This is a genomic window from Robbsia betulipollinis (genome assembly GCF_026624755.1).
GTDB classification, from domain to species: domain Bacteria; phylum Pseudomonadota; class Gammaproteobacteria; order Burkholderiales; family Burkholderiaceae; genus Robbsia; species Robbsia betulipollinis.
Genome location: NZ_JAPMXC010000001.1, coordinates 811,792 through 823,492, shown reverse-complemented (window position 1 = coordinate 823,492; position 11,701 = coordinate 811,792). Strand labels below are relative to the sequence as shown.

Below are 11,701 nucleotides of genomic sequence, written 5' to 3'. Positions count from 1 at the left end.
CGGGCGCGATCGCCGCCGGCCGGCGGTTTTACCGGACGCTCGTCCGGTAGACCGTCGTCTGGCGGTACGTGTCGCCGGGGCGCAGGGTCACCGCCTCGGCGGCCCGCGACGAATCGCTCGCTGCGCTGCCCCCTCGGGTATCCACTCCGGCACCATCGGGCATGCCATTGATCTGATTCGGCCAGGCCTGCGCTTCGAAGCAGATCGCATCGAACGCGCGGTGCCGTAATCCCCCCTTGCCGTCCACGCCTTCCAGGTTGCTGGCGGTATAGAACTGCAGGCCGCGCTCCGTCGTCGAGACGGTCAGTTCGCGGCCGCTGACCGGCTCGAAAGCGCTCGCCACCTCGCGCAGCGGCACGTACCGGTCGGTGGCCGCGCCCAGCACGAAGCAGTGATCGATGCCGTGGATCGCGCGCGTGGCCGCATCGTTGATCTCCAGCTGCGCCCGCACGTTCGCGCCGCGACGGAAATCGAAGGCGGTGTCCATGACGTCGCGCAGCGCGACGGGGATGCCGGTGGCATCGGTCGCCAGGATGCGGTCGGCCGCGATCCTGACGACGTGGTCAAGCGCCGTGCCGGTGGCGGCCAGGTTGAAATACGGATGACTGGTGAGATTGATCGGTGTGGGCGCATCGCATTGCGCGTGATAGTCGAGACGCAGCGCACCCGTGACGTCGAGACGAAAGTCCACCCGAACCGTCAGACGCCCCGGAAAACCGGCATCGCCATCCGGTGACACGTGGTGCATGCGCACGCCATCGTCGAGACGTTCGGCCCGCCATACGGCCCGGTCGAAGCCGCGTACGCCGCCGTGCAGGGAGTTGACGCCGTCGTTCGCCTCCAGTTCATACACCCGTGTGTCGAGGGTGAAACGCGCATCCGCGATGCGGTTGCCCCAGCGGCCGATCAGCCCGCCCATGTGCGTGTCGCTCGCGAGATAGTCGGCAGGCGTTTCGAAACCGAGCAGGATATTGGCGAGTCGACCTTCGCGATCCGGCGCGAGCCAGTGCAGCAGGGTCGCGCCCAGGGTGCTGATCGCAACCTCGACGCCGTTCGGCGCTGTCAGCGTATAGCGTTCGACCGCCTCGCCAGTGGGCAATTGCCCCCACGGGTCGCAGCGTACGGTGATGTGGGCATGCATCCAGGTATTCCTCCGAAGCGGGCGGTGGTTCGCGAACCGGGTGCTGCGCGGACCGTCCTTCCGGGTACAGATACGCAAGAGCCGGACCCTCGCGCGGTCGCCCCGGAAATTGCCAGGCGCGCGCAATCGCATTATTGTTCATTGCCGCGTCTGCGGCGAAGAATGTTTCCCTTCGACACGCCGCTCAAGGTTGCCCTTTCATGTCCCCGTCCGATTCGCCTGCGTCATCCGCTATGTATGTTTTCGTCTACGGTACGTTGCGCGAAGGCGAGATCAACGATATCGCCCGCGCCGCCGAGCGTCATGCGCTGGCGCCGCCGGTGCGCATCGGTGCGGCCGCAACCCACGGCCGTCTGTTCGATTTCGGCGCCTATCCGGGTTTGCTGTCGGGAGCGGACGCGCACGCCGACGCGATCGGGAACGCACGGGTCGTCGGCGACGTGTTTCGGATCACGTCGGCGTTGCTGCCGGTGCTCGACGCGATCGAGGGGATCCGTGCCGACGGCCGCGATATCTTCTACCGCGCGCAATGTGTGGTGGAGGCGGGTGGCACGCGTCTGACGTGTTATTTTTACCCGGTCGACCCGGCGGCGACGCGGGATCGACCGCTGATTCCGCAGGGTGACTGGATCGCGTATCGCCGGGCGCGTGACGGCGCGGGCGGTATCTGAGCATGGCCGCCGCGTAAAAAAAAACGGCCCTCCGTGGAGTGCCGTTTTCTGTATCGACCGGTGCGCCGTGCCGCCGCGCGCCGGTCCTGTCTGACGATGACGCCGCCCGGCACCGTGATGGCGGGCGGCAGGTCGCCGACTTAGCCGCGACCGCGCGAACCGTCGGTATCGCGACGGCCGGCGTAGCCGCCGCCGCTACCGCTGCGCGGACCCGAGCTGCTGCCACGGCTCCAGTCGCCACCGTTACCGCTCGGGCGACCTGCGCCACCGCCGAACGACGGCTTGCGACCGGCACCCGGCGCACCCGACGGACGGGCACGGCCACGCGGCGCGGTCGACATCGACGGCGTGCGACGCGGCTCGAAACCGGCGATCACCGAGACCGGCAGCGGTTGGTGCGTGAAACGCTCGATCCGCTTCACGGCCTGCGCTTCGGCGTGATGCACGAGGCTGATCGCGGTGCCGGTGCGGCCCGCGCGGCCGGTACGGCCGATGCGGTGCACGTAATCTTCCGCGAACTTCGGCAGGTCGTAGTTGAACACGTGCGTGATGCCCGGGACGTCGATGCCGCGTGCGGCGACGTCGGTGGCCACCAGCACGCGCACCTTGCGCTCGCGCAGCGCGTTCAGCGTACGGTTGCGCGCGCCCTGCGGCAGGTCGCCGTGCAGCGCGGCCGACGAGAAGCCCGCGTCCGTCAGACGGTTCGCCAGCAGGTCGGCGTCGCTCTTGGTCGCGGTGAACACGATCGCCTGGTCGAGCGACGTGTCGGCCAGCAGGTGCGACAACAGACGGTCCTTGTGCGCACGATCGTCCACCCAGTGGAACGACTGGGCGATGTTCGCCTTCTGTTCCGGACGCTGGGCGATCTCGATGCGGATCGGGTCTTTCAGCAGGCGCTTGGTCAGCGAGCTGATCTTGCCGTCGATCGTGGCCGAGAACAGCAGCGTCTGGCGGCTCGGCGGCGTGGCGGCGACGATCGTCTCGATGTCGTCGATGAAACCCATGTCCAGCATGCGGTCGGCTTCGTCCAGCACCAGCATCTGCAGCTGCGACAGGTCGATACGGCCGCGTTCCAGATGGTCCAGCAGACGGCCCGGCGTTGCCACCAGGATCTCCGGCTGCTTGGCCAGCAGCGCGAGCTGTTGGCGATACGGCACGCCGCCCAGGATGCTGACGGTGCGCAGACGGCGCAGATGCTTGCCGTAGGTTTCCGATGCGACGGTGACCTGCATGGCGAGTTCGCGCGTGGGCGTCAGGACCAGCAGGCCCGGACGGGCGGCTTGCTGAACCGGGCGACGGCGGGCCTCGCCTTCCGCGCGCGGGGCGCGCGGTGCGGCCGCGGCGGCCAGTGCGGCTTCCGAGAAGCGCTGGATGGCCGGCAGCATGAACGCTGCGGTCTTGCCGGAGCCGGTCGGGCTGGACACGAGCAAATCGCGGCCGGAGATGGCAGCGGGGATCGCTTGTTCCTGCACGGCCGTCGGCACCGTGTAACCGGTGGCGATCAGTGCAGAGACAATCTCCGGCGCAAGACCGAGCGCCGCGAATGCTTCACCGCTTGCCGGAGCAGCCGTTACTTCGGGGGCGCTTTCGGTCGTGGCGATGGGGGCAATGATCGCGTCGTCGTTCTGATTCGATTGGCTAAAAGTCATGTATTCGAAGTCCTCGAGTGTAAATGAGGCGTCGGCGCCAATCGGCGTCGCCAAGTCGTCGAATGCAAGGAGCAAAACGAAAAACGGGGCGTGGCCAGCCGGATGGAACCCCGATGGGGGACCGCTGGCCGTCGTTAGAACCTATCGGACATCAAACAGGGTCACGCGCATGAAGCGCCGGCCTGCTTTATCGTGAACCGTGTCCGGAAGCGGGACAGGGAGCAGTGGGGACAGTTTCTAAACTGGATTGGGGCATAACGCAAATCCGCTTGTGGTGGCAAAAGCCCGGAGCCGCAAGCGAGATCAGATTATAGCGCGTTTTCATTGTCAACGCCATAGGCATCTTCGTCAGGTATAAAAGAGACGAACGGCCCGCGCGCGTTCGTCGTCCGGCGCACCGGCACACACGCGGGTGGCGCGGCAGGGGTACGTGTCCGTCGACGCACGCGTGGCTCGCAAGTGGCGCGCGGGGTGGGTGCGCACGGTTACAATACGCGCATGGAACGTCTCGCCCTTCTCGCTATCGATACCTCGTCCGAATGCTGTTCGGTCGCAGTGTGTGTTTCTCATCATGCGCTGCCGCCCGGTCCGGACGCCGCGGTGGTCGCCGTGCCGGGCGTCTGCACCATCGACGACGCGCATCTCGGCATACGCCGTTTCGTCGCCGAACGGCAAACCGGCGCGGTGTCCAGCAGTTGGCTGCTGCCCGCCGTCGACACGGTGCTGGACGCCGCCGGCCTGACGCTGCGCGAATGCGGTGCGCTGGCGTTCGGGGCGGGGCCGGGGTCGTTTACGGGTTTGCGCACGGCTACGGGCGTCGCGCAGGGGCTCGCCTTCGGCGCAGATCTGCGCGTCCTGCCGGTGAACACGCTGATGGCCTGCGCCGAGGCGGCGCGCCATGCGGGCGTCCTGGGCACGGGCGAGGGCGCGATCGAACGCGTCTTCGTCGCCATCGACGCGCGGATGTCGGAATGCTATAGCGCGGCATTCGAGTCCGACGCGCAGGGCGACTGGCACGCGCTGGCGCCCAACCGCGTGGGTCCGCCCGAGGCGGCGGTTGCGCCATGGACCGATACGGCATCGCCGTATGCCGTGGTGGGCAACGCGCTGGACGTGTTCGGCGTGCGGCTGGCCGCGGCGGCGGGCGCCGCGCGCACCGCTGCACAGGTCCGCTCGGGGGCCGCTGCGCTCGCCGCCATTGGCTGGCGTGCCTGGCACGCGGGGCGCGGGATGGCCCCGGCGGCGGCGCTGCCGGACTATGTGCGCGACAAGGTGGCGTTGACGACCCGGGAACGCGAGATCGAACGCGCCCGGCGCGACGCCGAACGTGGCGTCCAGGGCGACGCGGGCGGCGCCGCCGCCGCCCGTCCGTCCACCGATGCCTGAAACCGCCGCTACCGAACGTATGCCGAACGATGCCTGCCGAGAATGCCGATGAGGTTTCTGCCGTGAACGCCCAGCCGGTCCCGCCGCCGATTCCCCCGGCCGCGCCCCTGTTCCGGGCGATGCGCGTCGACGACATTCCGCAAGTCGTGGCGATCGAAACACGCGCGTATGAATTTCCCTGGACCCAGCAGAACTTCGTCGACTCGCTGAACGCGGGCTATCTGGGCGTGGTGGCGGTGGCGCCGCAGCCGCGGGATCCGACGTCGGGCCCGGCCGCCGACGTACTGCAGGCGTATGCGATCCTGATGCCGGCCATCGACGACCTGCATATCCTGAATCTGTGCGTCGCGCCCGCTTCCCAGGGCCGGGGCCTGGGACAGCGTCTGCTCGCCGAGATCCGGCGCATCACGCTTACCCTGCATATCCCGACGCTCCTGCTGGAAGTGCGGCCGTCGAACACGCATGCGATCCGGCTGTACGAACGTTCCGGCTTTACCGAGATCGGGCGCAGGAAGAACTATTACCCCGCCCGCAACCGCGTTCGCGAGGACGCGATCGTCATGCGGGCCAGACTCAAACGGAGCGACGTCGATGCATCCCGTTGATCCGCTGCTCGAAATCCTCGGCCTGTCCGCGATCTGGCAGCGTCGCGAGACCGTGGCGCCGCCGGCCGCGGCCGTCCACCCGGCCGGCATGCCGCACGATGCGCCGGGCGCCATGCCGGACGACGCACCGACCGCCATGCTGGCGGCCCCGCCCGCCGCGCCGCGCGGGCAGGTGACCGGCGTTGCCCTGCCGGATCGCGCGGCCCCGACTGCCGCTCCGACAGTTGCTCCAACGGCCACCCCGACGGCGGCACCAATGGCCGCACCAATGGCCGCACCAATGGCCGCACCAATGGCCGCACCAATGGCCGCACCAATGGCCGCACCAATGGCCGCCCCGACGGCGCCGACCTCCGACAGCGTATCGATGCCGGAAGCCGGCGGCGTGGACGACATTGCGTCCCTCGATATCGATGCCCTGCGGCAACGCGTCGCGCATTGCACCCGCTGCCGGCTGTGCGAGACCCGTACCCATGCGGTGTTCGGCGTGGGCGACCTGGGTGCCGACTGGATGATGATCGGCGAAGGGCCCGGCGCGACGGAGGATCAGGTGGGCGAACCGTTTGTCGGTCAGGCCGGCAAGCTGCTCGACAATATGCTTCGCGCACTGGATCTGAACCGTGCCTCGGGCGTGTTCATCACGAACGTGGTGAAGTGCCGGCCACCGGGCAATCGCGATCCGCTTCCCGACGAAATTGCCGCATGCGCGCCTTATCTGCGCCGCCAGATCGCCCTGGTGCAACCCCAGGTGCTGCTCGCGCTCGGCCGTTTCGCCGCGCAGTCGCTGGTGCAAAGCCAGGCGAAAATCGGTGCGTTGCGCGGTACGGTGCATCGTCACGAGGGCGTGCCGGTCATCGCGACCTATCACCCGGCCTATCTGCTGCGCGCGATGACCGACAAGGCAAAGGCATGGCAGGACCTGTGCCTCGCGCGCGACACGCTGCGCGCGCGTCTGGCGACGTCCTCCCCGCGCACGCCGCCGCAGGGCGGGGCGTGACGCCGCTCGCGCACGCCGACGATCGCTTCGCGCCGCCGGACCCGGCTCCCGGCGGCGCGGCGGCCGGTTCCGGCGAGACCGCGGCGCCGTACGATGCCGCCCGATGCGACGATTTCACGGTGCCGGTGGTGCGCGACCTGTGCTGGCTGATGCGCTCCCCGGCATTGCTGTCGCGGGGGGCATTCGGCGAACAACTCGCCACGCCCTTCGATACCGGTTCTTTCGGCCCGGACGCGCCGGCGCGGCTGCACGCGGTGCTGGCACGGCTCGATGCGGACCCGACGCCCTTGTTCGATGCGCTCGCGGCCGCGCCGGAGCGCCGCCTCGGGCGATACGCCGAACGTCTGCTCGCGGTGTGGCTGCGGCAGATGCCGGACGTGAGCGTGGTCGCGCTGAACCTGGCGGTGCGGGAGGCGAAGCGGACGCTGGGCGAATGCGATGCCTTGTTTCGTACTGCCCCTGGGCGGCTGGAGCACTGGGAGATGGCGGTCAAGTTCTATCTGCGCATCGACCCGCTTCGCGGCACGCGCGACGAACCCATCGCGCCGGTCGAATCGGTCGGCGCCGCGACGGACGATGCTGCCCTCGGCCGCTTCGCGGGGTGCGACGCCTATGTGGGCGTCGGTCTGGCGGATCGCCTCGACTGGAAGTTGCGCCATCTGGTCGAGCACCAGTTGCCCTTGAGTCAGCGCGCCGAACTGGTCGCGTTGGGCGGGGGCGCGTGGCAGGCGCGGATGTTCGTGAAAGGGCGGCTTTTCCACCCGCTCGCGCAGTGGCGGAACACATCCGCCGACGGGGCCGGTGGCATCGCGGATGACAAGCTGCATGACGTGCGCCCTGCCATGAGCGACAGCGCGCCCGCGCTTGCACCGGATCACCTGCGGGGCTGGTGGGCGACCTACGACGAGTGGTGTGCGGCAAGCGCGGGTTCCGCGTGCCGCTGGACCACGCTCGCACGCCTGGACGGGCTTGCGCCGCAGCGTATCGACCCCGCGCGAGCCTGGTCGGCCTCCGCCTTCGCGCGCCAGCTGGCGACACGATTCGCGTCCGGTGCCCCGGGGGACGACGCGCAGCGGACGGTCGCCTGGCCGGTCCCGGTGGTGGCGCTCCCCCCCGGCATGGCGCCGGACCCCGCGGTCGATGCGGGTACGGTGCGCGATGCCGACGGTTCCGTCTACGGCGGCGCTGCCGTTCGGGATGCGCACGATGCGATCGGCGAGCTATCCCGCGGCTTCATCGTGCCCAATGACTGGCCGACACGCGCGCGACGTTTCCGTCGTACGGGGCAGCGTCACCACCAGTGATGGAAATGGTGCACCGGGCCGATGCCCTGGCCGACCTGCAGGCGCTCCGCGCGCAGCAGCGCCTGCGTCAGGTAGGCCTTGGCCTCGTTGACGGCGCTTGGCAGGTCGGGCCGCTGGGGCCGCAGTGCCGCGATGGCCGCCGACAGCGTGCAGCCGGTGCCGTGCGTGGCGCGGGTGGCCACGCGCGCCGCTCCCAGCCTGGCGCTGCCGCTGGCGTCGACGAGCCAGTCGGGGCTGTGACTGCCGCCCAGATGTCCGCCTTTGAGCAATACCGCATGGGCGCCCAGCGCGCGCAGGGCCCGCGCCTGGCGCACCATCGATTCCTCGTCGTGTACCTCGGCTTCGCCAAGCAGCACGGCGGCTTCGGGGAGGTTCGGCGTGATCAGCGTGGCCAGCGGCAGAAGCGCGTCGCGCAGCGCGTGCACGGCGTCCGCGGCCAGCAGCGCCTGGCCGTTCTTGGACAGCATGACGGTGTCGAGGATGACGGTGGCGGGGCGATGACGGCGCAGGGCCGCGGCGACGCACTGGACGATGTCGGCATTGGCCAGCATGCCGATTTTCACCGCGTCGATGCGCAGATCGGTGAAAACCGCGTCGAGCTGGGCCGCGACGAAATCGGCCGGCGGCACATGGATGGCGCGCACGCCCAGGGTGTTTTGCGCGGTCAGCGCCGTGACGACGCTCGCGCCATAGGCACCGAGCGCGGAAAAGGTCTTCAGGTCGGCCTGGATGCCGGCCCCGCCGCTGGAATCGGAGCCGGCGATCGTCAGGACGTTGGGCGGAGTCTGGGACATGCGCATCTCCCCGGCGGTACCCTCCCGCCGCAATCTCAGTGCCGGTCTTCGCCGATCAGGGCGACCGAGTCGAAGCGGCGTTGATTGAAACGGTGCCGCTGCATGACCAGCAGCATCATGAGGCTGACGAACATGCCGAACAGCACGATCACGATCCAGATCGGCGTGTTCAGCCAGATCAGCACCGCGTACAGGCACAGCATCACGAGCACGGACAGGTTTTCGTTGAAATTCTGCACGGCGATCGAATGGCCGGCCGACAACAGCACGTAGCCGCGATGCTGCAGCAGCGCGTTCATCGGCACGACGAAGAAGCCCGCCATCGAACCCACCGCGAGCAGGAAGACATAGGCCAGCACCAGATAGGCAGGCAGCGCGTGCCGGCCCAGATGCCAGGCCCAGTCCTGCGGGAACAGATCGCGCGTGAAGAACGCCATCATCGTCACGCCCGCGCCCATCGCCACGCCTACCGGCAACACCGTGAGCGAGCGCCGCAGCGGCACGCGCGCGGCGGCGGCCATCGCGCCCACGGCCACGCCCACCGCGAAGATGGCCTGCAGCACCGCGCCCTGCGACAGCGTCATCCCCAGCGCCACTTCGGCCCATTTCAGCACGATGAACTGCAGGGTGGCGCCGGCGCCCCAGAACAGCGTGGTGACCGCGAGCGAGATCTGCCCCAGCTTGTCGTGCCACAGCGTGACGAAGCAGTCGGCGAAATCGCTGATCAGCTTGAGCGGGTCGCTCTCCTGCTTGCGGTAGCGCGCTCCGGTGTCGGGGATGCGCAGATTGAAGGCCGCTGCCAGGATGTAGACGAACGTGATGACCAGAATCGCGGCGCTGGCGTTCGAATGCACGCCCGGGACGCCCAGATGGATAATGTGGCGAGCGACGACCGGGCTGATCAGCGTACCGCCCAGCACGGTGCCGAGAATGATCGAGGAGACGGTCGTGCCTTCGATCCAGCCGTTGGCGGCCACCAGTTTCTCCGGCGGCAGCAGTTCGGTGAGAATGCCGTACTTGGCCGGCGAATAGGCCGCCGCGCCGAAGCCGACGATGCCGTAGGCCAGCAGCGGGTGGGCGCCGAAAAGCATCACCAGGCAACCGAGGACCTTGATCGTATTCGTCACGAACATCACCCAGCCCTTGGGCCGGGAATCCGCGAAGGCGCCAACGAAGGCTGCCAGGACGACGTAGGACAACACGAAAAAGAGCTTCAGCAGCGGTGTCATCCATCCCGGTGCGTGATGATTGTTCAGCAATGCGATTGCCGCGATCAGCAAGGCGCTGTCGGCCAGCGACGAAAAAAACTGCGCGGCCATGATCGTGTAAAACCCTTTCTTCATCGGATAGCTTGCTGTCCTTTCCGGTCATGGGCGCCGCGCCGCCGTCGAGGCGCCGCGTTGCGTTCGCGTTATGTCTGCATCGAGCGTCCGTCCGGACTTTTGCAGCACGACGCGAGCGGCATGGTCGGGCATCGCCAAAATCGATCATGCGCCCGGCTTTATAACACGAAAATGTTGAGTTTCGGGCACCAGGCCCGCATATGGAAAACGCGGATCCCCTCCGGGGAAAGCTTCATGGCGCTCCGGCATCCCGGCATTCGTGAAGCGACCTCCGAAGCCGCTATCATTCTATTCTGACATGCCCGGCACAACTTGATTGGCTGGCACCGCTTCGCGCGGTGCCGTCCAGTCCGAAATCATGGAGTCAAGGTGGCAAAGTCCAAAACCGTCTTTACCTGCACAGCGTGCGGACAGCAGTCGCCCAAATGGAGCGGGCAATGTCCGGGCTGCAATGCCTGGAACACGATGGTGGAAACCGTGGCCGACGCGGCCGCGCCGAACCGGTTTCAGTCGCTCGCCAGGGCCTCGCCGGTGCGTTCGCTGCACGAGATCGAATCGGCCGACGTGCCGCGCTTTTCCACGGGCATCGGCGAATTCGACCGGGTGCTGGGCGGCGGTCTGGTCTCGGGTGGCGTGGTGCTGATCGGCGGCGACCCCGGCATCGGCAAATCGACGCTGCTGCTCCAGGCGCTCGCGAGCCTCGCGCAGACCCGGCGGGTGCTGTACGTGAGCGGCGAGGAGTCGGACGCGCAGATCGCGCTGCGCGCCGAGCGGCTGGGGCTGATGGAACACCGCACGGAGGGCGGCGCCCGCCAGCCGGGAGCCGGCGCCGGGCCGCAAGGCCAGGATCTGCGCCTCTACGCCGAGATTCAGCTGGAGAAGATCCAGGCGGCCATCGAGACCGAGCGGCCGTCGGTGGCGGTGATCGATTCGATCCAGACCGTGTATTCGGAAGCGTTGACGTCGGCGCCGGGCTCGGTCGCGCAGGTACGCGAATGCGCGGCGCAGTTGACGCGCCTGGCGAAGCAGACCGGGGTGACGATCATCCTGGTCGGGCACGTGACGAAGGAAGGCGCGCTTGCCGGGCCGCGCGTGCTGGAGCATATCGTCGACACGGTGCTGTACTTCGAGGGCGACACCCATTCCTCGTATCGCCTGATTCGCGCGTTCAAGAATCGCTTCGGGGCGGTCAACGAACTCGGCGTGTTCGCGATGACCGAACGGGGTCTGCGCGGCGTGTCGAATCCCTCCGCGCTGTTTCTGTCGCAGCATGAGCAGACGGTGCCGGGGTCATGCGTGCTGGTGACGCAGGAGGGCACGCGCCCGCTGCTGGTGGAGGTGCAGGCGCTGGTCGATACCTCGCATGTGCCGAACCCGCGCCGTCTCACCGTGGGACTCGATCAGAACCGGCTGGCGATGCTGCTCGCGGTGCTCAATCGCCATGCGGGCATCGCCTGTTTCGATCAGGACGTGTTTCTCAACGCCGTGGGCGGCGTCAAGATCACCGAGCCGGCGGTCGACCTCGCGGTGCTGATGGCCATCCATTCGTCGATGCGCAACAAGGCGCTGCTCAAGGGGCTGGTGACATTCGGCGAGGTGGGGCTGGCGGGCGAGATCCGGCCGTCGCCGCGCGGTCAGGACCGCTTGAAGGAGGCGGCGAAGCTGGGTTTCACCCATGCGATCGTGCCCAAGGCGAACGCGCCCAAGCAGCCCATCGACGGAATCAAGGTGATCGCCGTGGAGCGCATCGAGCAGGCGATCGACAAGGTGCGGGATCTGGAGTGAGGCGAAGACGTTGCGGACCGGATGCC

General features: G+C 68.2%; 10 protein-coding genes. 6 read left to right on the top strand and 4 right to left on the bottom strand.

Annotation, left to right across the window (positions count from 1 at the left end):
• Positions 1-28: 28 nt before the first annotated feature.
• Complete coding sequence (locus OVY01_RS03585; RefSeq protein ID WP_267845701.1) at positions 29-1,141, bottom strand: aldose epimerase family protein; 1,113 nt, start codon at positions 1,139-1,141, stop codon at positions 29-31.
• A gap of 200 nt (positions 1,142-1,341) precedes the next feature.
• Here OVY01_RS03585 and OVY01_RS03580 point away from each other — a divergent pair, with 200 nt between their 5' ends.
• Entirely contained in the window at positions 1,342-1,812 is a 471-nt protein-coding gene (locus tag OVY01_RS03580) for a gamma-glutamylcyclotransferase family protein (protein WP_267845699.1), read from the top strand.
• Between the two features lie 140 nt (positions 1,813-1,952).
• Here OVY01_RS03580 and OVY01_RS03575 read toward each other — a convergent pair whose 3' ends face one another.
• Positions 1,953-3,461 (bottom strand): DEAD/DEAH box helicase, encoded by a 1,509-nt coding sequence (locus OVY01_RS03575; RefSeq protein WP_267845698.1) that lies wholly within the window; start codon positions 3,459-3,461, stop codon positions 1,953-1,955.
• 498 nt (positions 3,462-3,959) lie between these two features.
• Between OVY01_RS03575 and tsaB the strand changes: the two genes are divergently transcribed.
• The 4 genes from tsaB to OVY01_RS03555 all read left to right on the top strand — a co-directional run bounded on the left by tsaB (position 3,960) and on the right by OVY01_RS03555 (position 7,753).
• Positions 3,960-4,847: a tRNA (adenosine(37)-N6)-threonylcarbamoyltransferase complex dimerization subunit type 1 TsaB gene (gene tsaB / locus OVY01_RS03570; RefSeq protein WP_267845696.1), complete on the top strand. Its 888-nt coding sequence runs from the start codon at positions 3,960-3,962 to the stop codon at positions 4,845-4,847.
• 119 nt (positions 4,848-4,966) lie between these two features.
• Complete coding sequence (rimI, locus tag OVY01_RS03565; RefSeq protein WP_267847652.1) at positions 4,967-5,452, top strand: ribosomal protein S18-alanine N-acetyltransferase; 486 nt, start codon at positions 4,967-4,969, stop codon at positions 5,450-5,452.
• Positions 5,439-6,449, top strand: coding sequence for a uracil-DNA glycosylase (locus OVY01_RS03560; protein ID WP_267845695.1), 1,011 nt, complete (start codon positions 5,439-5,441; stop codon positions 6,447-6,449). Before rimI ends, OVY01_RS03560 begins: the two co-directional genes overlap by 14 nt.
• Positions 6,446-7,753 (top strand): DUF1853 family protein, encoded by a 1,308-nt coding sequence (locus tag OVY01_RS03555; RefSeq protein WP_267845693.1) that lies wholly within the window; start codon positions 6,446-6,448, stop codon positions 7,751-7,753. The genes OVY01_RS03560 and OVY01_RS03555 overlap by 4 nt, the downstream gene beginning before the upstream one ends.
• Here the strand turns inward: OVY01_RS03555 and thiD are convergent.
• On the bottom strand, positions 7,741-8,547 hold the full coding sequence (thiD, locus tag OVY01_RS03550) for a bifunctional hydroxymethylpyrimidine kinase/phosphomethylpyrimidine kinase (RefSeq protein ID WP_267845692.1): 807 nt from the start codon (positions 8,545-8,547) through the stop codon (positions 7,741-7,743). The genes OVY01_RS03555 and thiD overlap by 13 nt on opposite strands.
• Positions 8,548-8,582: 35 nt before the next feature.
• Positions 8,583-9,890 carry a lysophospholipid transporter LplT gene (lplT, locus tag OVY01_RS03545; RefSeq protein ID WP_267845691.1) on the bottom strand — a complete coding sequence of 436 codons (1,308 nt, stop codon included), beginning with the start codon at positions 9,888-9,890 and terminating at the stop codon, positions 8,583-8,585.
• Between the two features lie 369 nt (positions 9,891-10,259).
• Here lplT and radA point away from each other — a divergent pair, with 369 nt between their 5' ends.
• Complete coding sequence (gene radA, locus OVY01_RS03540; RefSeq protein WP_267845690.1) at positions 10,260-11,675, top strand: DNA repair protein RadA; 1,416 nt, start codon at positions 10,260-10,262, stop codon at positions 11,673-11,675.
• The last annotated feature ends 26 nt before the right edge of the window (positions 11,676-11,701 follow it).